Annotated in this window: 16 protein-coding genes and 2 pseudogenes; 9 read left to right on the forward strand and 9 right to left on the reverse strand. The window is 56.8% G+C overall.

Going from position 1 to position 22,255, the window contains the following annotated elements:
• Window positions 1-302: 302 nt before the first annotated feature.
• On the forward strand, window positions 303-1,565 hold the full coding sequence (locus K787_RS0112765) for a ribonucleotide-diphosphate reductase subunit beta (RefSeq protein WP_022963192.1): 1,263 nt from the start codon (window positions 303-305) through the stop codon (window positions 1,563-1,565).
• A gap of 31 nt (window positions 1,566-1,596) precedes the next feature.
• On the opposite strand, the gene K787_RS0112770 is transcribed toward K787_RS0112765, so the two are convergent.
• Entirely contained in the window at window positions 1,597-2,340 is a 744-nt protein-coding gene (locus K787_RS0112770) for a class I SAM-dependent DNA methyltransferase (protein ID WP_028614901.1), read from the reverse strand.
• 216 nt (window positions 2,341-2,556) lie between these two features.
• Here K787_RS0112770 and K787_RS0112775 point away from each other — a divergent pair, with 216 nt between their 5' ends.
• Together K787_RS0112775 and K787_RS23075 are read left to right on the forward strand one after the other, a co-directional pair.
• Window positions 2,557-3,261 (forward strand): hotdog fold domain-containing protein, encoded by a 705-nt coding sequence (locus K787_RS0112775; protein ID WP_022963194.1) that lies wholly within the window; start codon window positions 2,557-2,559, stop codon window positions 3,259-3,261.
• A 56-nt stretch (window positions 3,262-3,317) separates the two neighbouring features.
• A complete protein-coding gene (locus K787_RS23075) occupies window positions 3,318-4,571 on the forward strand; it encodes an MFS transporter (protein ID WP_022963195.1) in 1,254 nt (417 codons plus the stop codon).
• A gap of 30 nt (window positions 4,572-4,601) precedes the next feature.
• Here K787_RS23075 and K787_RS0112785 read toward each other — a convergent pair whose 3' ends face one another.
• Window positions 4,602-5,654, reverse strand: coding sequence for an AraC family transcriptional regulator (locus K787_RS0112785; RefSeq protein ID WP_022963196.1), 1,053 nt, complete (start codon window positions 5,652-5,654; stop codon window positions 4,602-4,604).
• Between the two features lie 113 nt (window positions 5,655-5,767).
• Between K787_RS0112785 and K787_RS25870 the strand changes: the two are divergent.
• Together K787_RS25870 and K787_RS25575 are read left to right on the forward strand one after the other, a co-directional pair.
• A pseudogene (locus tag K787_RS25870) lies at window positions 5,768-5,926 on the forward strand (DUF362 domain-containing protein); the annotation flags it as partial.
• 1,455 nt (window positions 5,927-7,381) lie between these two features.
• The gene (locus tag K787_RS25575) at window positions 7,382-9,577 is read left to right on the forward strand and encodes a molybdopterin oxidoreductase family protein (RefSeq protein WP_370736737.1); all 2,196 of its coding nucleotides are present in this window, start codon (window positions 7,382-7,384) and stop codon (window positions 9,575-9,577) included.
• Window positions 9,578-9,919: 342 nt separating this feature from the next.
• On the opposite strand, the gene K787_RS0112795 is transcribed toward K787_RS25575, so the two are convergent.
• From K787_RS0112795 to K787_RS0112810, 4 genes are all read right to left on the reverse strand, one after another.
• On the reverse strand, window positions 9,920-11,878 hold the full coding sequence (locus tag K787_RS0112795; RefSeq protein ID WP_022963198.1) for an autotransporter domain-containing protein: 1,959 nt from the start codon (window positions 11,876-11,878) through the stop codon (window positions 9,920-9,922).
• A gap of 318 nt (window positions 11,879-12,196) precedes the next feature.
• Entirely contained in the window at window positions 12,197-12,754 is a 558-nt protein-coding gene (locus tag K787_RS23080; protein ID WP_022963199.1) for a CIA30 family protein, read from the reverse strand.
• A 136-nt stretch (window positions 12,755-12,890) separates the two neighbouring features.
• A complete protein-coding gene (locus tag K787_RS0112805; RefSeq protein WP_022963200.1) occupies window positions 12,891-14,081 on the reverse strand; it encodes an alpha/beta fold hydrolase in 1,191 nt (396 codons plus the stop codon).
• Window positions 14,074-14,451 carry a carboxymuconolactone decarboxylase family protein gene (locus K787_RS0112810; RefSeq protein ID WP_022963201.1) on the reverse strand — a complete coding sequence of 126 codons (378 nt, stop codon included), beginning with the start codon at window positions 14,449-14,451 and terminating at the stop codon, window positions 14,074-14,076. Before K787_RS0112810 ends, K787_RS0112805 begins: the two co-directional genes overlap by 8 nt.
• 86 nt (window positions 14,452-14,537) lie before the next feature.
• On the opposite strand from K787_RS0112810, the gene K787_RS0112815 reads away from it, so the two are divergent.
• Both K787_RS0112815 and K787_RS23085 read left to right on the forward strand, forming a co-directional pair.
• Entirely contained in the window at window positions 14,538-15,389 is an 852-nt protein-coding gene (locus K787_RS0112815; protein ID WP_152486840.1) for a LysR family transcriptional regulator, read from the forward strand.
• Between the two features lie 221 nt (window positions 15,390-15,610).
• Window positions 15,611-16,759 (forward strand): NnrS family protein, encoded by a 1,149-nt coding sequence (locus K787_RS23085; protein ID WP_022963203.1) that lies wholly within the window; start codon window positions 15,611-15,613, stop codon window positions 16,757-16,759.
• Between the two features lie 104 nt (window positions 16,760-16,863).
• On the opposite strand, the gene K787_RS0112825 is transcribed toward K787_RS23085, so the two are convergent.
• Together K787_RS0112825 and K787_RS0112835 are read right to left on the reverse strand one after the other, a co-directional pair.
• Window positions 16,864-17,367 carry a hypothetical protein gene (locus K787_RS0112825; protein WP_022963204.1) on the reverse strand — a complete coding sequence of 168 codons (504 nt, stop codon included), beginning with the start codon at window positions 17,365-17,367 and terminating at the stop codon, window positions 16,864-16,866.
• Between the two features lie 454 nt (window positions 17,368-17,821).
• Window positions 17,822-18,823 (reverse strand): IS110 family RNA-guided transposase, encoded by a 1,002-nt coding sequence (locus tag K787_RS0112835; RefSeq protein ID WP_022963206.1) that lies wholly within the window; start codon window positions 18,821-18,823, stop codon window positions 17,822-17,824.
• 215 nt (window positions 18,824-19,038) lie between these two features.
• Between K787_RS0112835 and nadE the strand changes: the two are divergent.
• Window positions 19,039-19,251: pseudogene (gene nadE, locus K787_RS24780) on the forward strand (ammonia-dependent NAD(+) synthetase); the annotation flags it as partial.
• Between the two features lie 83 nt (window positions 19,252-19,334).
• Here the strand turns inward: nadE and K787_RS0112845 are convergent.
• Complete coding sequence (locus tag K787_RS0112845; protein ID WP_052185371.1) at window positions 19,335-20,654, reverse strand: hypothetical protein; 1,320 nt, start codon at window positions 20,652-20,654, stop codon at window positions 19,335-19,337.
• Window positions 20,655-21,240: 586 nt separating this feature from the next.
• Between K787_RS0112845 and K787_RS0112850 the strand changes: the two genes are divergently transcribed.
• Window positions 21,241-22,026: a hypothetical protein gene (locus tag K787_RS0112850; protein WP_022963209.1), complete on the forward strand. Its 786-nt coding sequence runs from the start codon at window positions 21,241-21,243 to the stop codon at window positions 22,024-22,026.
• The last annotated feature ends 229 nt before the right edge of the window (window positions 22,027-22,255 follow it).

Genomic DNA, 22,255 nt, shown 5'->3' on the forward strand with positions numbered 1-22,255 from the left:
TAACGGGCCACCCCTCGCCGCGAGGCCGCGGCTCCTACCCAAAAAGGTGCCAACCGCGCCGAACAGGTAGGAGCGACGGCCCCGTCGCGATAACGGGCCACCCATCGCCGCGAGGCCGCAGCTCCCACCCAAAAAGGTGCCAACCGCACCGAACAGGTAGGAGCGACGGCCCCGTCGCGATAACGAGCAACGCTTCGCCGCGAGGCCGCGGCTCTCACATTATTCCCGCCCCTCGCGTCATTCCCGCGAAAGCGGGAATCCATTTTCACCTCGCCGCCGAGCGAGAACACAGGAGCCACCACATGCTCAGCTGGGACGAACTAGACAACGACCAAACCACCACTCCCCCTCTGGGAGTGTCGAGTTCCACCTCGACACAACACGCCGACACCAGCACGCCAGCGTCAGAAGCATCCGCCGCCACCCAAGCCCTGGTCGCCGACGCCCGCCAGGTCGCCAGCAACGACTCGGACGCCATCGCCCGCGCCAAAGCCGCGCTCGACGAACTCGACATCCAGGAAGGCCTGGACGAACTCGAAGGCACCGCATCCCGCGTCAGCGTCGATGCCAAGCAGATGATCAACTGCCGCGCCGACCTCAACCAACTGGTGCCCTTCAAATACGAATGGGCCTGGCAAAAGTACCTCGACGGCTGCTCCAATCACTGGATGCCACAGGAGGTCAACATGACCGCCGACATCGCCCTGTGGAAGACCCCCGAAGGCCTGACCGACGACGAGCGCCGCATCGTCAAGCGCAACCTCGGTTTCTTCTCCACCGCCGACTCCCTGGTCGCCAACAACCTGATACTGGCCGTCTACCGCCTGATCACCAACCCCGAATGCCGCCAGTACATCCTGCGTCAAGCTTTCGAAGAGGCGATCCACACCCACGCCTACCAGTACTGCATCGAATCACTGGGCATGGACGAAGGCGAGATCTTCAATATGTACCACGAGATCCCCAGCGTCGCGAAAAAGGCCGCCTGGGGCCTCAAGTACACGCGCTCGATCTCCGATCCGACCTTCAACACCGGCACCGTCGACACCGACAAGGAGCTGCTGCGCAACCTGATCGCCTACTACTGCGTACTCGAAGGCGTGTTCTTCTACTGCGGCTTCACCCAGATCCTGTCCATGGGCCGCCGCAACAAGATGACCGGCGTCGCCGAACAGTTTCAGTACATCCTGCGTGACGAGTCCATGCACTTGAACTTCGGCATCGACGTGATCAACCAGATCAAGATCGAAAACCCGCACCTGTGGGATGCCAACATGAAAGATGAAGCCACGCAGATGATCCTGCAAGGCACCCAGCTGGAAATCGAATACGCCCGCGACACCATGCCCCGCGGCGTACTCGGCATGAACGCCGCGATGATGGAGGACTACCTCAAATTCATCGCCAACCGCCGCCTGACCCAGATTGGCCTGAAAGAAGAATACCCAGGCACGGTCAACCCCTTCCCATGGATGAGTGAAATCATGGATTTGAAGAAAGAGAAAAACTTCTTTGAAACGCGGGTAATTGAATATCAGACTGGTGGGGCGTTGAGCTGGGACTGACGGACCGGGGGCACGCTCATCCGGTGCCCCCCTAAATCTTCACACAAGCAAATAGCGCATTCCCGGACGTCTGATCCCAGGGCATGATCGTCTGGTAATCATGCTCCAGCACCTGAACCTCAAAGTACGGCTGTAACAGCTCAATCAGCTCGCCGAAACTGACCGCCACCATAGGGTGTTCGTCCTGCCATACCTGACTTTCATCTGCCGTGGTCTTTTCAATGCGCAGCCTTAAAGACTGCCGCTCGCCCTTGCCCAAATAATGCCAACCAGAACTAAAGCTGAACAACGAATCAGCCTGCCTGACGCTGTGCGATACGCAGGAATTGTTAGCGATCTTGTGCTTATCAACCGCGTTAAAGCAGAACAGCCCACCGCTAACCAAGGCAGCATGCGCACTGGCAATACACGCTTGCAGCCGCTCGAGCCCGGCACTGTAATGAATGGAATACAAAAAACAGGTAATCAGATCAACCGGCTGACTCACTGTAAAGCCGCACATATCCTGCAGAGAGAACTGCGCCTCTGGGCAGCGCATCATCGCCCGGTCCAGCATCGGCTGATTAATATCCAGCCCGCTGCTTAGATAGCCCGCATCAAGCAGGTGTCGCACATGCGGTCCGGTGCCACAAGCCAGATCCAGATGCCTGTTTCCAGCACTCCCGAATAACTGTTGCAGCCGCTGAACACACTGGCTTTGAGCCCTGTAGTCGATATCGGCGCACATTAAATCGTAATAACCCGACAGGTCGGTATAAATGGCGTTGCTGGGCATGATGGCTTGACGTTCGAGGTTGCGCGGTGGGATGCGAATCATATATCGGAAAGATGAAAATCGCCCACTACTGCGTGCGAGCTGATCACTCCCTGCCCGGCCAACTAACCCAGCACACATGCCCCAACATCAACGCTCTCTATTCCACACCCAGCCCTGTACTGCAACACGCACCAAGCAAGTACCATAAGGCAAGACCCACACCCCGGAGGCACCATGAACTACACAACATTGCACATTGCCCGTCGCTTCTGCGGACCGCCAAACAGCGCTAATGGTGGTTATGTCTGCGGTCTTGTGGCTAAACACATGGATCAACCCTGCCAAGTCACCCTGCACGCACCGCCGCCACTGGATACCGATCTGCAGTTGCATCCCGACGGCGACGGCCTCCAACTGAAGCTCGGCGAACAACTACTGGCCAGCGCGCGTCCCTACAGCTTCGATCTGGATATCCCGCCGCCGCCCACATTCGAGGAAGCCCAAGAGGCCCAGCAACACTTCGTCGGCATACGCCACCACGACTTGCCCGGTTGCTTCGTCTGCGGCACCAACCGTGATGCAGGCGATGGCCTGCGCATCTTCACCGGCTGTGTCTGTGAGCATGAGGATCAGGTAGCCGCCCTCTGGCAACCCGCTGCGGATCTGGCCGACGCTGACGGAAACGTAGCCAGCGAGTTTCTCTGGGCCGCGCTGGACTGTCCTGGCTTCTTCGCCGTCAAACCAGTCTCCGACATGGCCCTGCTGGGACGCTTTAGCGTCCGTATTGAACAGCCCGTACGCCCCGGCGAAACCCTGATGGTGTCGGCCTGGGCAATCAGTCACGCAGGCCGCAAACACAATGCTGGCAGCGCGTTGTACCGCAGCAACGGTGAACGTGTGGCTTGTGCGGAAGCGACCTGGATCAGTTTGAATCGATAGGGAAAAGGACCACCAGAACCCTGCGGTTAAAGTGTCAGAGCATAAGAGAACCCCCGATGTCCCAAAGTGCAAAACGCCCGAACATGGTGATTACCGTACTGTGCGGCACCCTTACGTCCTTGGTGGTGATTGGCTTTGCCCGTCTGGCTTACGGCGTCATCCTGCCAGCAATGCGCACAGACCTTGGATTGACCTACCAGCAGGCGGGGATTCTCAGTACGGTGACAGCCCTGTGTTATGTCTGCTTCGTCCTGGCTGGTGGTCTGGCCGCTGCCCGCTGGGGAGCCAAGGCCTCGATCATGTTTGGCATGCTCACCGTGGTGGTGGGTTTTGTCGGCCTGGCTTTCGCTGCGAATCTCTGGCTGATAACGCTGTTGATGGGGCTGCTGGGGTTTGGTACCGCCTTTGTGTTTGCGCCGATGGTGGCCCTGCTGGCTACCTGGTTTCCCGAGAAACGCGGTCTGGTGATCGGCTGCATGACCAGCGGTGTGGGTATTGGCGTCCTGGTGTCCGGCTTACTGGTGCCTTTCTTGCTCAGCACATTCGGGGAGCAAGGTTGGCGGGTCAGTTGGGGAATATTTGCCGGCGCAGCGCTGTTTGTGGCGGTGATGATCGGGGTGTTCGTACGCAATCCCCCAGTGGCTGTCGCCAGCGCTGCCGGTCATCTGCCGTCGGATCAGAAGTGGTTAATTTACCGCAATCCCCGAGTACTGATTGTAGCCACTACCTACGGCATCATTGGCCTGAGCTATATCGTTCAGACCGTGTTCATGGTCAGTTTTATGGTCGAAAGCGGCCACAGCGCATCTATCGCAGGACGCTATATGGCCATGATGGGCCTGCTGTCCATCGCAGCCGGCCCGCTTTGGGGTTGGGTGTCGGACTTCTGGGGCCGGGGCAACGCCCTGGCGCTGTCCATATTCCTGGTGATCCTGGCCATGAGCTTGCCGCTAATCGGTCAGACTCTGCCCTATTTCTTTTTCCATTTTCTGGTGATGGGCGTCTCGATCAACGGCTTGTTTGCGATGATCCAGACCAGTGCTACAGATCAGGTAGCACCGCGTTATATCCCCATCGCGTTCAGTTTTGCGACCCTGTTCTTTGCTGTCGGCCAATTCCTCGGCCCAGCCATCGCCGGCTGGCTGATAGAGACTACCGGGGGCTTCACTGCCGCCTTCAGCCTCACCTTGCTGATGCTGTCGGTGGGCTTCGGTTTGACGCTACTGATCCGCCGTTTTCCCAAAGAGTTGGCGGTCGGAGAGCCAGGTGCGATGCCGATCCCCGCGTCTGAAGACCCGACAAGAGCATAATAGTGAACACGGGGCGGGTCTTGTGTTTTGCTATACGGATTTGCCTCCGGTTCGCGCTCGGCCCGCCACATCCCCACCATTTCGCGCCAGGTGGCCGCGATATCCCCCTGGCGTCATGCCGGTCCAGCTGCGAAAGGCGCGGATAAAGGTGCTCTGTTCAGAATAGCCAAGCAATAACGCCACATCAGTCTGGGCCAGGGCCGGGTCGGCCAGGTACTGTCTGGCCAGGGTGTGCCGGGTATGCGCGAGCAGGCCGCGGTAGCTGTAGCCCGCGCTGCGCAACTGGCGGTAAAAGGTCCGCAGCGAGCAGCCCAACGCCAGGGCAACGGCCGCGGCACTGACATCTCCATTTTTCATCGATTCAAGGATCTGCTCCTGCACGCGAGAGAAAAAAGCGCCGGTCTGCGCACCCTCCACCTGCGGCAGTTGGCTGAGGAGCGCCTGCGCTTGCTGTTCAAGCAGGCGCAGCAGATACGGATCCTTGCTGGAAATCGGCAGCGCTAGCAGATGTGCCGGAATGGCCAACTCGATGGCGCTACGGTCGAAATCCACCGGGCAACCCAGCAACACCTGATACACCCCCAGGTCCTGCGGCTTGGGAAATGGCAAGCCTGCACGCATCGGCGTTACTGCGCGGCCAATCAGCACTTGGCACAAACTGACAAAGACCGCGAGACTGAACTCGCTGGCCAGCGGCGTGTTGGCCACAGCCTGAGTCCAGCGCATGTATAGCACGCCATCCTTGAGCCAAGCACGCGAGACCAAGCCGCCCTGCAAGAGCCCCTGGTAGCGATGATAACGCGCCAGCGCCTGACCCAAGGTGCCGCAGGAGGAGACCATATAGCCGACCACACCAAAATGTCTCGGCTGCGCCGATAGGCCCAGCCTGATGCCCAGAGCACTTACCGGATCCCGCTCCCAGACTGACTCCAGTAACTCGCAGAACCTCTGCGCCGAGACGCTGGGTGACTCCAGATCCCGGCTCATCTTATCCAACAGCCCAGACGCAGGCAGATCGCGCTCGCGCACATAGCTCTGAAGCGTCTCGATAAAGCCTGAGGGGATGTAATCGGTTTTGCTCATAAGGAGAACTATCGGGACGCTGGCACAAAATGTCAATCAGGCGCTTACTGCCAATACGCGCGATCAAGTCCAGACATACCATAAGGTTTTGCTGTCCCTGCGCGGAGTAGATCATGGCTTACGTCGTCACCCAGAACTGTATTGGCAACAAACACACCAGTTGCGTAGATGTGTGCCCGGTCGAGGCCTTCCGTGAAGCGCCGGAAATGCTGTTTATCGACCCTGAAGTCTGTATTGACTGCAACGCCTGCGTCTCGGCCTGCCCCGAGGCCGCCATCTTCCCCCGCAGCATGGTGCCAGAGGACCAGCAATCCTTTATTGCCCTAAACGCCGAAGGCGCCAAGATCCATCCAGCCATCCGCGAGAGCATTCAGGCCGGTCAGCATGCCGCCAGCCCGCTGGCACGGCTGCCGGGGCGCTTTGCCATTGTCGGCTCGGGGCCAAGCGGTTTTTATGCCGCCGAGGCACTGATGAAACAGATGCCCGCCGCGCGCATCGACATGTTCGAGCGTCTGCCCACGCCCTTTGGTCTGGTGCGCTACGGCGTAGCGCCGGATCACCCGCGTATCAAATCGGTCACCGCCAGTTTTGAGCGTATTGCCGAGTCACAGAATTTCCGCTTCTTCGGCAACGTACAGATTGGTCGTGACATCTCCAGCACCAATCTGCGCCAACACTACCACGGCGTGATCTACGCCACCGGTGGCTCACAAAGCCGCCCACTGACACTGCCGGGCGCCGATAGCGGGAATGTCTTCGGTTCGTCAAACTTTGTCGGCTGGTACAACGGCCACCCAGACGAAGCCGCGCTGGCCCCTGCCCTGGCCGGACCCACCGCCGTGATCATCGGTATCGGCAACGTCGCACTGGATATTGCCCGTCTGCTGGTACTGCCCAATGATCAGTTGGCCAAGACCGATATCGCCGATGATGCCCTGCAGGCTCTGGCCGCCAGCGGTATCGAGGAAGTGCGTCTGCTGGCCCGTCGTGGTCCAGCCCAAGCCGCCTTTACCCCCAAGGAACTGGAACAGTTGATGGCCATCGCTGGCCTGCAGCTACTGGTCGACCCGGCAGACCTTGAACTGGACGACGCCACTGCGCGCCAACTGGAACAGCCCGAGTATGCCGAAGCACGCCAGAACCTCAGCCTGCTGCGCGACATTGCCAGCCGTCCCCAGGCGGCAGGCAAACGCATTCGCTTTATGTTCTACACCAGCCCGACCGCCTTCAGCGCCGACAACGGCCAGGTCAGCAGCGTCCATGCGCAGCGTACCGAACTGGTCCGCGATGGGCAGGGCCAATGGGTCGCTCGACCCAGCGAGCAGACGCTGGACATGCCCGCCACGCTGGTAGTGCATGCCATCGGTTATCAAGGTTCAGCCATTGATGAGCTGCCCTTTGATAGCGGGCGCGGCGTGATTCAGCATGAGCAGGGGCGCATCACCGGCCAGGCCAACAGCCGCGATTATGTTGCCGGCTGGATCAAGCGTGGTGCCAGCGGCGTGATCGGCAGCAACCGCCAGTGCGCGACCGAAAGCGTACAGCGCCTGTTGGATGATCTGGGAGATAGCCTGCCGACGCTGGCCGGGGAAGAGATCGATACGCTGCTGGCAGCGCGTCAGGTCGACAGCGTCAGCCTCGCTGACTGGCGCCTGCTGGATCAGCACGAGCAGGCTCGCGGCCGTGTCGAAGGTCGCACGCGGCGCAAGATCGTCAATATCACCGAGATGCTCGGGGCTATCCGCGATGCCCGGGGCCGTGAAGCCGAACAGGCCAGGTTACCGGTAAAAACCCATCACCGTGCCTGCACCCTGTGTGAAGCCATGTGCGGCGTGGTCATTGAAACCCAGGGCGAACAGATTCTGTCGATCAGTGGTGATCAGGACGACCCACACAGCCTCGGCCACATCTGCCCCAAGGGCTATGCCCTGCAGGACCTGCATACCGACCCGGACCGCCTGCGCACACCGCTGGAAAAGGTCAACGGCGAGTGGCTACCAATCGACTGGGGCAGCGCGCTGGACAAGGTCGCGGCCAAGATCGTGGATATCCAGCAACGCCATGGTAACGATTCCATCGCCGGGTACTGGGGCAACCCCTCATCACACAACCTTGGGCTGATGCTCGCTTCCGGCTCGCTGCGCAAGGCCATCGACACACGGAATATTTCCTCTGCCGCGTCGCTAGACCAGATGCCGCATCAGTTGGTGTCCTACCTGATGTTTGGCCACAGCCAGCTGTTCACCATTCCCGATATCGACCGTACGCAATACATGTTGATGCTCGGCGCCAACCCGGCGGCTTCCAACGGCAGCCTGATGACCGCAGGCGACATTCTCAAGCGTCTGGAAAACATTCGTGAGCGCGGTGGCAAGGTGGTGCTGGTGGATCCGCGCCGCACCGAGTCCGCGCGCTATGTCGACCAACACCTGTTTATCCGCCCGGGTACCGATGCCTTCTTCCTGCTCGGCCTGATCCGTCACGTGCTCGACAAGGGCCTGACAAAACCCGGCCAGCTACGGGAGCTAGCCGATGACTGGGACGCCCTGGCACCGCTGTTCGACGACCTATCACTGGAGCAAGTCAGCGCCCGCTGCGGGATCGCCGTCAGCGAGATCAAACGCATTGCCGAAGACTTTGCCGCCGCCGAATGCGCTGTATGCTACGGCCGTATGGGCGTTTCCACCCAGAGCTATGGCGCGCTCAATCACTGGCTGATGCTGGTGTTGAACATTCTGACCGGCAACCTCGACCGCCCCGGCGGCATGATGTTTACCACCCCCGCGTTCAACAAGGCGCAGAGCCGGCCGATGGGCAGTTTCAATAGCTACCAGAGTCGCGCACGCGGCCTGCCGGAGTTTGATCGCTACTTCCCCGCCGTAACCATCGCCGAGGAAATGCTCACTCCCGGCGAAGGCCAGGTGCGTGGTTTTGTCTGCGTTGCGGGCAACCCGGTGCTGTCCACACCCAATGGTCGGCAGATGGACGCCGCCCTGGAACAGCTCGAGTTCATGGTCTCGATCGACTTCTATCTGAACGAAACCTCACGGCATGCCGACATCATCCTGCCGCCCACCGGGCCGCTGGAACATGAGCAATACGACATCGTCTTCAACATGCTTGCGGTACGCAACTTGGCGCGCTTCAGCGATCCGATATTCGAGGCGCCGGAAGGCACCCGTTGCGACTGGGACATAGTGCAAGGTCTGGCCGAGCGCATCGAAGCGCTGAAAAACCCCGATGCCGGCCCAGCCCGCAAAATGCCCAGCCCCGAGCAGATTCTCGACCACGGCTTGAAAACCGGCCCCTATGGTCAGGGCTTTAACGAGTACAACAGTGGCGAGCCGGTAAAGCATGACGAGCCCTTGAGCATCGAGGTACTCAAACGCTACCCCCACGGCCTGGATCTGGGGCCGATGCGCGAGTCCTTCCCAGGCTACCTGTTTACCGCGGACAAAAAACTGCACCTGACACCACCGGAACTGGTAAACGACCTGGCCCGCGCTCTGGCCGAGCTGCGTGGCGCTGAACACGGCGAGTTGATGCTGATCGGGCGGCGTGATCTGCGTACCAACAACTCCTGGATGCACAACAGCCAGCGCCTGGTCAAAGGCAACGACCGCTGCGCCCTGCTGGTCAACCCTGCTGATGCCGAGCGCCTGGGCCTGGCCAGTGGCAAACAGGCACGCATCATGTCACGCACTGGCGAGCTGCTGGTCAGCGTCCAGGTCAGTGACGACATCATGCCCGGCGTAGTCTGCCTGCCACACGGCTGGGGCCACGACCGTGAAGGGATCAGCCTGCGCGTCGCGCAGAGCAACCCCGGCATCAACGTCAATGACATCACCGATGATCAGGTCGTCGACGTATTGTCTGGCAATGCGGTGCTCAACGGCATTCCGGTATCGGTAGTGGCCGCTTGAGCCCGTCGGGCTAGTCGGGGTGCAAAACGGGAAGCGAAGACCGGTCATTCGGAGCCGGCCTTCGTGCCCCTTAACGGAGTCAGTCGCCTATCACCTCAGCGGAAAAAACCGAACCGCCTGCGCGGGAATGACAGGGCCTGGCCGGCAAGCCCCGCCCTTGGTAGGAGCGACGGCCCCGTCGCGAAGCAGAACCCACCAACCCCCAAGTCAAAACACCCAAGGAGCCCCTATAACGGCTGCGTGAGCAAGACAAGATTCGCCGCTGGAGCGTCTCCGATTTTGACGTAGCCTATATTGAAGAGCGGACCAAGAGGCTTAGCTTTGGTTTTACCCGCTCGTAGTTTAGAACAACAACTGGGCTCCAACCGCGTAGCCCGACTGATCACCGTCGTCGTGGGCTGCCCGTGCGGTGGCTTCTGCGAAGATGCCAAAGTTGGCGCTGACGGCTAGCTGGGCACCGACTTTGACCCGGGCAAAGTGCTTGTCCGCGCCGGGCAGGCCTTCGGCACCGCGCACCAGGCCATCACCACGGCTCACAAACTGGAAACTATCACTCAGGCCATCACCCACCTCCTCCACCCAGACCAGGCTGGCATAGGGCTGAAGCAACATCCCCTTGCTCAAAGCCACCGCTCCAAAAGCCCGCGCTCCAAGGCTCAGTTCAATGGAGTCGAATTTTTCGCTACCGTAGTCCAACGCAGTGCGCAGATCCCCTTTCTCACTGAAACTGTCTACGGAATAACGCGTGTAGTCTGCGCCCACCATTGGCCCAACTCTGACCTGCCTAAGGTTGAAATCGTATCCGCCGAGCAGGCGAGCGCCATAGAAGCTGGCGTCGGTCTCGCCGTCAAATCGCTGGCTCAACAACACCGGGCCGCCGTCAGCTTGAATATGCAGCGCACGGGTAGATTCAAGATCACTACGGCCCACACTCAGCTCAGCGTTCAACCAGGTCGGCCCTCCGTCATGAAGCTGTGCATAAATACCGGCCTGCCAGGTTTTGTTTTGCAGGTCGCCACCGTAGTCACGTTCGTCCTTGGCGCGCTGATAGCTGAGGCTCACCCCCAGATTCAGGGCCTCAGTAAACTGATAGTCAGCCAATATATAAGCTGCGGCGTGACGCCCGCGTTCGATAGCGCTTTGATCAAAACCACCGCTGGGTTGTACTTCACCTTCAATCCCGACAGCGCCATCAAAACTGCCGACCTCGCGAGCACCGCCCAGCAGGCTGAGCCAACGCCGGTCATGCAACTGAGTCAGGGTTTGATGCTGTCGGACCAGGTTGTCTTGCATATCCCGAGCAAGGCTCGCACCAGACTGGGCTGAATAGCGCAAGTCGGTATTGGTGGCTTCGAGAACCAGGCGTGTAATCAAACGTGAATAATCACGCATGCGTTGGGCAACACGCTCCTCACCCAGCACGCCGATAAGGAATTCCGCATTATCCGTAGCCGGGTTATGCCAGGTACTGCCACCGGGCACCGCAGGATTGGTGGTCTGCTCGTAACCATCGAAATCGCCGATCTCCCAGTTGGTTGATTCGAAATACAGCACGGGAATATCCAGGGCTTCGTTGAAGCTGTCACCGTCACTGCAACAACCGGTGCCTATGGGATAACCCGCATTCAAACCGGGGTTGGTAAACAGGTCGATTCCCAACTCGGAGGCAATACGGAAAACATGCTCACGCAGTGAAGCCAGTTCAGTATTACCGACGCTGTTGGTTCCCGCATGGGCGTACATCATGTCGCCAGTGATCAGGCTGTCGATATTGATCATGCCCGTCAGGTTATCGCGGGCCTGCTGATCCAGCGAAGCCACGTAGGCCCGCGAGCCGCGCAAGCCCTCCTCCTCTGCACCAAAGCCGATAAAGGTCACACCGTCTTCAAAATCAAGGCCACTGAGATTACGTGCAATTTCAGTCAGCACGCCGGCGCCAGAGGCGTTGTCATCAAGCCCTTCCAGGGTTGGACGGTTGAAAACCGTGTCAAAGTGCGAACCTATCACCAGGTTACGGCCAGTAACGCCGGAAGCTGTCGCTATCACGTTCTCGGAACTGCGCTGCGTACCGCCAGCGGTCCACGTGAACGCCTGGCGCGAGGTCGTGTAACCCGGGGCCATCCGTTCCTCCATCAGATTGGCGGCACCGTCGAAATTAGCTGTGCCACGATAACGGCCGGGATAGTCATTAATAAGGGTAAAGGTGGTTTCGGTGCCATATTCGCCATACTGATAAGCAAAAACAGGCAAAGACAGCACACCGCTAGCAATACTGACCAGGACTACGAGGGGCTTTATCACAATGCACTTCCTTGATGTATGAGAGACGCCCAAACCCAGAGCAAGAAGCGAGCCGAGCTGATGGCAGCAAGGCCGACAGGGCGCATGGCTAAACGGGAGCGTCGCAAGTCTGTAAACAATGGCGAGCAGGAGACATTACAAGCCAAAGAATAGGGTGCGTTACCTGATCACCTGCACACCAATAGAGCGCCCTTTAAGGGCTCTATTGCGCAGCATACGAGCCTGACGCTGCTATATATTGCAGAGCCGAAGGTAGCAGAAAAGGTGGCACTAAAAAGTGATCCGCGACAAGAAAACCGACAAGGAAAGGTGACAAATTTATTCTGCAGATTGACCGTTATCTAGGCGGTAGAAGCCGAACCGTTTAACGCAGACGTCAACATCGAATGCCTCGCCAATGGCGACCACAGCAACGCTGTGGATCTTCGCTGGGTCTAGCTCAATGACCGTGCGGTGAGCTTGCAGCTGGGTATAGGGCACGATAAAACGCGTCCATTGCGGCTCCACCGGCAAAGTGCAGCGAAAGGACTGCCAGGGCCTGTCCAATTGACTGGTTTTGACGTTCAGGTTGTAGTCATGCGCCGTACCGCATAGTTCAATAAAGAAGCCCGCGTAGTCTGCACCCGACCAGCTCGACTCAATCTCAAGCTTCATCTGTATGAAACCGCCGTTATTCTCCAGGCTGGTGCGACCAGATAGGTAGGTGCAGGGCGAGCCATGACGGTCACCCGGCTGCAGTTCTGCGATGGAAATGCCACCCATGACCTGGTCGCTGATCGCGATCCAGGGGGTTGGCACATCCTGACCTGCCTGATACACATCGACTAATTGCTCTTCCCGGACAACCGGGCCCTGAGTCTGCAAGTATTCGTTCATAAGCTTGAATCTAATCCAATTTGAGCTTGTCGGTCAGGGCTCTTAGGCATATCGCGCACTCTGTCGGCGGTCGTAGTGTGAATACCCTGCAATTGAACTGGCAAGCTCTCGACAGGAGGGGGAACCGAACCCCATGTTAGACCTCGTTTAGAACAGCTTCGATAAAATTTTTAGGTACTTCTATCGGTACGTGGTGAGCAGCGTCGTCTATAACGACTACCTCGCCATGCTGCACCAACCGCGCAATCTCCTCTGCTAGGTACGGCGGTGTCGCAAGGTCCTGTGCGCCGGATATCACAGTCACCGGACAACCGATCCGAGGCAGAAGCTCTCGGACGTCGCCACGTTTGAAAATGGCAGCACTCAACGCATGGCTCAGCAATGTCGGATCATGACGCATCATGAGCTCCAGCTCTTTCTCGGCATCGAGCGAATGCTGCTCCCGCCACTGCGCCGTCGTCGTAAAGCGTTGCACTTCACCAAATACCTCGCGGCGCCTTTCCGGCCCATCCAGCAAAGCATCTCGTCGCTTTTCCCATTCAGGTAGCCGATTGATCAACTCTGCGCGCGCACTGGTATTAACTAGAATCAATCGCTCGACCAGTTCTGGGTAGCTAGCTGCCAGCCGGATTGCGATCATGCCGCCCTGGCTGTGCCCAACCAGCGTCGCGGGTGCCGCATCATTTTCAATCAGCCAAAGCGCGATATCTTCCGCGATAGCGTCAAGGTCCATTCCCTCCCGCCAGGTGCTGACACCATGCCCTGGCATATCGAAGGCAACACAGCGCCGCTGCGCCGCCAGGGTATGCAGGTGCGGAGCCCAGAAGCTGCGATCCAAAAAAAGGCCGTGCAGGAATACCACGGGTTTGCCCTGCCCCACGTCGTCCCACCCATAAAGGACGCCATTGATACGCATCATGCGACCGGGCGAACTGTTCGCCCGTGCCTGAGAGATCAGCAGTGAATCTTCAAAGATCTGGTACCGACCGATCAAGCCATCGCGAAGCGTAAAGCGAATGGCATAGTCGCTATCGACAATGCTCTCGCTCGGCAAAACCCGATGACGGAAACGACCCAACACCAGAATCTCAGCCTGATCAGAAAACTGCTGTTCAATAGAAAATGTGATCGGGCGAAACCCGTCAGGAAAGCCTAGCAACCACGCGCGAACCGCCTCACGGCCGCGGATGATGCCCGTGGTAACAACCTCTGGATCACCGTCTACATGCCAGATCGCATCCTGATGGATACACGCAAGCGCGCCCTCGATATCCCCAGATGAGAAAGCCTGAAAATACCGTTCTATCAAAGCCGTTGACTCATACATGGATCTCATCCTCTATCGTACGCAGCGCCGCTATACCGTTGATGGACGCGGGGAAACCGGCGTACAGTGACATTTGGATGATTACCTCCACCAACTCCTCACGCGTCACGCCCACATTCATGGCCGCGCGCAGATGCACCTCAAGCTGCGGACGAGCGTTACCCAATGCCACCAGCGCCGCAACGGTGGCCAACTCTCTGCTCTTCAGATCCAGGCCAGGCCGGCTATAGATGTCTCCGAATCCAAATTCGATGATGTAGCGCCCAAGGTCTGGCGCAATATCGACTAATGAAGCAATCACCCGCTCTCCAGCGTCACCGTCAATTTCCGCTAGTCGTGCCTTTCCAACTTCGAACCTATCCTGTGTCATGCTTGGTCTCCTGTGGCTAGGGGGTAATCATCCCGCAGCAAGGCCCTCGACACCGATAGTTAAACTTGGAAGACGGTTTTCCCGAAATGAACAAGGAATTGGACTGGAACAACTTGCGCTACTTTACCGCGGTCATTCGACATGGCGGCTTGAGCGGCGCAGCGCGGCACCTGGGCGTCAGTATTCAGACCGTCGGCCGGCGTATTTCGGCTCTGGAAGAGCTACTGGGCACATCACTTTTCGTGCGTCACGCCAGTGGATACATCCCCACTGAAGATGCAAGGGCGCTGGAGATAGAGGCAGAACGTGTAGAGGTTGCAATAGCCCGGTTTCGGGCGCGCACGGATTCAAACGGTTCGGAAATGACAGGTGTTGTCAGGCTTGCCGCACCTGAAACGATCACCACGCACCTGCTGCTGCCGGCGCTTCAACCCTTTCTTATGCAGCATCCCGCATTGGAGCTTGAACTGCTGACCGGCGTGCCAACGCTAGCCATCGCGCGAGGCGAGGCCGATATTGCACTGCGCGTGGTGCGCCCAGAGCGTGGCGCTCTCACGAGGAAGCGAGTGGGCACTATGTCTTATGGTCTTTACGCCGCGCCTGAGTCAAGCACGGACCTTGCCACCACGCGACTGGTGGGCTGGGCTGCGGGCTACGACCTGCCTGCAGATCGCTGGTTGCAAAGGCTCACGGGGCGTACACCTGATATACGTACCACACAGCTGGAAGCGCAACGCGCAGCCATTAGAGCGGGTGTGGGTATCGGGATTTTGCCCTGCTTTCTTGCACAGGATCTGCTGCGTATTCCTACAGAAGCCAGAATGGAAGAAACACTGTGGCTGGTCGCACATGCGGAGAGCGCGACCAAGCGCATCAGGCACGTTCACGAAGAGATCGTCACGATAATCGAGGCGGCCAAGGATCGTCTGGAGCAATGAGGCGCACCACTGGCTTGAGAGCGATGTAGCGAGCCAATTTTAAGCAGGTAGCTTTGTTTCTCGACCAGGATGCCTTTAGAGCGCCCCTGGTGCGTTGAATTTTCACCGCGCTGATGCCCAGTCCTGCAATGGCGTAAGTTGCTGCTAGTTGTAGCTGATACGATACCAGCAGAGCCCTACGCAATCCGCGAGCGTAACGATCACAAAAGGTCAGTCCAGTAATGTCCCGAGCCGTGAAAATCCAGAGTTTCCGTCTGTTCTTTCCCGCAGCGGCCCTGCTCGCGGCAGCCATCGTGCCGCTGTCGCTCTGGGCCGTACAATCGGGAACAGGCTGGCCACCAGGTCTCTTGGGCGCCGGACATGGTCATGAACTAATGTTCGGCTTTGCCCTGGCGCTGATTGCCGGCTACACCCTGGGACCGCAACCGGCGCGCGTGCTGTTACCCCTCTTCGGGCTCTGGCTGGCGGCACGCATTACCTGGATTCTTGCCCCCGACACAATTCCGGCCATGGCCCTAAGTCCCGCCTTTGCGGTGGCCCTGGCCTGCCTGGTAGTGCCGCGTTTCCAGGCCGCGAAGAAGTGGCGCAATCGTATGCTGGGGCCGCTATTTCTGGTGCTCTTCCTGCTGCCGCTAGTGTGGCTGCTGGTACCATGGCTGGTAAGCGCCAGTGACGGAGCGCTACCGGACCAGCGCCGGCTTATGCATTTTGGCATTCTGGCCCTGTTGTTACTGATGATGTTCATGGGGGGCCGGATTATCGCCCCAGCAGTCGGCGGCACGCTGGAGAAAAAGGGTATCGCCCAGGCGGCACGAGTACAGCCCCGCATCGAGGCCGCGCTGATCCTGACCCTTGCTGGCGCCGCGCTGTTGCTGCTTGCGCCCTCAATGGCGCCGACAGCTGGCGGTCTGCTGTTGGTTGCCGCAGTCCTCCTGCTGGTGCGCATAGTCCGCTGGCGCCTCTGGCTTTGTCCGGAACGGGCGGATTTGATGGGTTTGGGGCTGTGCTACACCTGGGTGGCAGTGGGGGCGGCAGTCACCGGTAGCGCACTGATCCGGGGGCACTCCCCCGCCGCCAGCCTGCACCTGATTACCGTCGGTGCCCTGGGCAGTCTTTCCTGCGCTGTTGCCCTGCGACTCTACTTCCAGAAGGCCTGGCACCAGCCTCCACCGGCCCTGTGGGTCTGGTCAACCCTGGTGCTGGTCTCGCTGTCCGCGATCACCCGCTTCTTGGCGGGCAATACCCCCTTCGCCGCGCCCCTGTTGCTCTGGCTATCTGCCACTTGCTGGTCAGTGGCCTTTCTGAGCCTGGCTACACGCCTCGCCCTGCCCCTAACCTTCGGCGCTGGCGCAAAAACCCGTCGGATTTAAGCACCAACAAATAGTCTTGTCGGGTCAAGCGCAAGTGGGGGTCAGAGCAAGAGAGCAATTGCGTTGTCGGGACTTGAAATTCAAGAGGTATCTGACCCCATTGTTCAGCGGTTAGATTCTCGCCGTTGTTTTTGAAGCCGCTTGCGGTATGAAGAAACTTGCAACGGCTGTTTTATGGTTCTGAAGCGTTGAGGGAGACGCCCTGCAAATTTGGTGAGCTCAGCCACGTACATCTGTTGCAGAAGCCACAGACATTCGAATGTCAGTATTGGGATCATTAGCATCACCCAAAGCGCTATCTTTACTTGCTGGGGCTGGATCATGGAGACGAGTACAAACAGCCCGAGCGAGACGGAAGCGGAGGCCAGGAAGGCAGTAAAGTAGGCACTTTCTTTAGCCAATTGCCTTTGGACTTCATATTGGTTCCGGCGGGTTCGCCTGATTTTCTTAAGTTCGCGCTTGCGCATCAACATAAACAGTTTAGGCACTGCTCTTATGGAATTGGTGAACCAGTACTTCAAGGCTGCGAGTATTAAAGTGCCAATACAGAAGGTAATTACGTCTCTGATACTGGGTAACAGGCTGGTTGCAAAAATGGTCTCAGGCATTCCTTCTCCTAGATCTTGTTGACTAATTTGACAGGTTGAGCATAACCACCAAATCGCGATTGTGCGTCTTTTTTTTCATCCGGAGCAACCACACGGCAGTGATTAAAGAGCCCTGCAGTTGGAAGGAGCCACTGACAGCGCGGTGCAACGTAAGACTGAGCTGAGCGATAGCAACCGAGAATTGTCCTTCTGCCCCAGTTTTGTTCTTGTTCCAGTAATACAGCTTACTTGGGCTTAAAGACGGAACGCCCACGATTAATTTTCCATATAAACATGGGCACTCTCATTTTTAGCATGTAAACAGTTTTATATCTTTTGTAATAAATACCAATTATTCAAGGAATAATAGAGGGCGCTTGCTTGATATTCATGCTCTTCCAATCAATAGAATCAATAGAATCAATAGAATCAATAGGGTCAGTGTCATTGATTCCATTGATTAGAATCAATAGGGTCAGATACCCTCTTGAAACTCAAGCTTCGACAGAGCAATTTTTGCGTCAAAGGGCTGTCCTGATTTCAGTACTCCGTAGATTAGGTGGACTAGTCTGCGCATGCTCGCGCCTACAATCGCTTTGGCTGTCAGCCCTCGAGCCTCAAGACGCTTAGCCATGGCTACCACCACCGGGTTGTAGCGCTTGGCAACCATGCCGGGCATGAACAACGCCTTTCGGGCAGAAGCGTGGCCCGCCTTGGATAGACGGCTGCGAGCGTTGAGGGAGGAGCCAGACTGTTTTTGGCGTGGGGTGACTCCTATAAACGCGGCCAGCGCCTTTGCATTGTGGAATCGCCGGACATCCCCGATATAAGCCAGAAACTGAGCTGCTGCTCTGCGGCCTATCCCGGGAATGCTTTCAATAAGCTCTGCATCCAGCCTGAGTTCAGGATTCCCATTGATGTGATCATCAATTTCTGACTGCACTTTCTTGATCTGGTTGTTCAGCCATTCAATGTGCTCATCAACCATTCGCCTCACATTGGTAGGCGTGCCGTGGTCGAGCGCCTCAAGCCGGTTTTTTTCCTGCTGGCGCATGTCGATCAGTGCTTGTAATCGATCGACGAGCGCCCTGAGTTGCCTCGTCGCGAGACTCGGTGCCACCCAAATATCCAGATCCGCGCGCTGGCCAAATTTGGCGATTAGCCGCGCATCAGCCTTATCGGTTTTATTGCGCGTCAGCTCGCTTTTCGCAAAGCCAGCGATCCTTGCAGGATTGACCACACTAACGGCCCAACCAGTATCAGACAGGGCGATAGCAACGGCTTCGCTATAAGGTCCGGTGGCCTCCAGAACAACCGGAGTGCCAACTAATAGCTCACGCTGTCTTAACCATTCGCTAAGCTCTGCATGACCGGTGCGTGAGTTCCTGAAAACCTTAGTTTTTGCCTTTTCTCCTTTCAGCACACAGACATCGAGCTTGCTTTTGGAAACATCAATGCCAACGGACTGCTCATTCATCGATCACATCCTCGTATCCAGGCTCTCGGCGTGGCACCTGGCCTAAGTTACCCTTCGAATTGGATGAACGAGATAACGAACCGGCGGACTTATCTGACCCGCAGACTGAAACGTCTAATGTCTTGCCAGCCTCAACCGGTTCGGCCGTTCGATCAGAAGTAGCATCCTGATTTTGAGTGGCAGGATCAATATACGAGTGTCATTGATTCCATTGATTAGAAGCGCCAGCGACGCTAGTCGGCAAAGTACCGACCGCTGACCTTGAAGAGTTGATGCCTGACAGGCCGGATGAGCACGCCCATGGCGTGACCTACGAACAGATCGATGCGTTCCTGGTGGGCAAGACTCTGGATGCAGAAGCCGCGCAGAAGATCATAGAACGATACGATGCGACGGAACACAAGCGTCAGCAACCGTTGGCGCAGTGATAGCGTTTTATAAACGCCGAGCCCAAGGAATCATGGAAAGGCCATGACGGAAGGATCCCGTCATGGCCTTTACCCGAAAGGGTTTAGGGAGGAGTACAAGCAGGCAAGGCTACCCGCTCGACCACTGTGAACGTACAGCCGTAGTTGGCATCTGCTACTACAGCCGGATCCAGCACGTCGTCACCCGCAGGCTTGATGCCGTCGTTGACCCAACCCAGCCAGTCACTGATCAGGGCCTGGTACTCGCCGTCCGAGAAGTCACAATGGCCGGGAGCGCGAATGGCACGCTGGACCAGCAGATCCTCGTTACCATTTTCCTCAGCTCGTTCACGGTAAAGCTGCTGGTGACGGAATGGCACGTAGAAATCGCCCAGGGTATGCATGGTCATGACGGGCACATCAAAATCGCCGTTAACCAGCGGAATCCAACGCACGCCGTCGTCGCGCAACGGGTTGGCATCCGGATTGGCACTGACCCTGGAAAGCCCCTCGTTGAATTCGATTTCTTCATCGGTCGGCTCCGCACCAGTGGTCCAGCGGAACACCTGATTCTCGTTACCATACATGCTGGTGGCCAGGATGCCATTGATGTCGCCGTTGGCCCCGCCGGTGCTCAAAACCACGTCCTGAAAGATCGAGGCAAAGCCAATATCAAAAATCGGACGCTCGCCACCAGTCAGGTTCCTGGCAATATCGACCAACCGCTGGCCTTCAACGCCTTTGGGCGAAGTCCAGTTAGGCAGACCGTTGTTGTGGCTGTTGAACAGGGCAGTCACCATCGGACCCGGGTTGGTCAGCAATGACACCTGTCCGTAGTCAGTGAAGGTGCCGACCAGATCCTGGAACTGTGAATACTCTTCATCACCGTAACCGGACAATTGCATCATCACGCGGGTATAGTCGCCCAGCCATTGGAATTGATTCTGTTCGGACTGACAAAAGGGCGCGGCGCCAGCATAATCAACCTTGAACTGGGTACGTTCGATATTTTCCCGATCTACCGCAGCGGCAGCAATATGCCCGCCCAGAGATCCACCCGAGATGAGATACTGGCTGGGCGTATCAAGTCTCAAACTGTGGTCATACTCAACGTAATCCACGAAATTGAGAGCGAGCTTATTGGTATCTTCAAGACCCGCTCGCGCGTCATACCAATTCGCAGAATAGGATGAGGAAGCCCAGGCGTAACCGGCGTCTATGACGGCTTGACGCCACGCCGCAGCAGGCATCGAAAGACCTAACTCCAGGTTCTCGCCGCCATAACCGCGCGTCCACATGATCAGGCCAACACCATCCCAATCATTAGGCACTTCTACCGTGTACAGCGCATCGCCTTGCAAGCCAGGATATGTGCCAGTATAGACCTGCGCGTTTAACAGCGCGGCGGGATCGGTTGTAGGCAAGACCGCCTGGAAAACGCGGCTATCGTGCGCGCGGGTGACTTCCGGAGCTCCTGAGTCTGGAGGCGCATCAGAACTCCCACCGCCTCCCCCACCACCCAAACAACCGCTTAGCATGATAGCTGATAGTGCCATAGGCACAGCCGCTTGATACCAATGATGCGTTGGCAATGTAAACCTCCAATGTTCCATTTTTATGATTTTTATTTTGGGTTTAGACCCAGCGCGTAAAACCTGCGCATGCGGAGAATAAAGGAGTCTCTGGCAAAATGCCTCTATATCAGCAAAATTGATAAGAGCACCTGCGTTGCAGCGATTATTGAACGCTGCAATGGCTTGCTGAGTGTTGCGGGGGGTATTGGCAGGAGCAGTTAAGACACGCTGGGGCTGAATCAATAGGGTCAGTCTCCCAGGTTCAGAATCAATAGGGTCAGATTCATTGATTCCCCGACCCCATTGTTCAAAACGTCTTTAACATAGAACGCCAACTTTAAACCTGAAGCACAACCTCATGCTAAACTGGTCCCGAAATTCGCGAAACACGCAAGAATATATATAACTAAATTAAATTGAAGGGGTAGGAGCGACCATGTTAGGACGCGTAATATTGGCGCTTATAATTCTCTTGCAAAGCCATCTCGTGCTTGCTGAAAGCAACTTCTCGCCATCTAACAGACTAGTTGACAACGGGGTAATCTATGAATTCTTCACGATACCTGTCTATGACGATAATAAAGAGTTTATGTACAACACCGGAAAGATATCAGTCTCACGCACAAACGGCGAGACAATATCAATGGCCAAATACAACCAATCCCCTGGTTGCGGATCAGATTTTCCAGCCATACAGATACAGGAAGTTCCATTAGCCGCGAATGTGGCATCGCCCAAACAAAAAAAGCAAAAATTCATTGTATTCTGTGGCAGTAACGACGGGAGACACAAAACACTCCGATTCTACAATCCACATTTCGGATTTGTCTCTGCCGTGGATTTTTTTGATGGACCTATCGACGTACGCGAAAGCGAATCGAAAATAAATTTAATAATAAACCATAAAGACTATTTTCACTCTATAAACAAGATCGTCTCGTATCCTTTGGTATACGAATTACGTTCGAATGGGCTTAGCATAGAGACATCACTAGATTACTCCGAAAACTCAAAATCAATTTATGCCTCTGTTCTGGAAGGAAATCATAAGAATGATGAGTCCACCATGATCAGAAAACTTATAGCCTCTGCTTTCTCCGAAGACAAAGCAGAATATTGCGACAGATTCTTAAATAACCCTAAAAGAATAGCCAAATTAATTAAAAATGAAATAGAGAAAAAGCTGCATAGATTTAACACCCCAAACTGCGAAGGAAAATGATATGTCACTTACCCAAGATCAGATTTAAGTTAAGAGCTCGAATCAAAATCAATGACACTGACCCTATTGATTCCTGACCCTATTGATTCCTGTCGGTATTCAGGCAGATCTACTCGCACCCAAACGTATTACTGATTTTCTGCTTCAGGCGCCGTACGCATGCTATCTGCCAACGTTTCCTGCCCACGCTCATCCAGCGCGTCTACCACCCCCGCCACATCCGCAGCAG

It is taken from the genome of Halopseudomonas pelagia CL-AP6 (assembly GCF_000410875.1).
Classification (GTDB): Bacteria; Pseudomonadota; Gammaproteobacteria; order Pseudomonadales; family Pseudomonadaceae; genus Halopseudomonas; species Halopseudomonas pelagia.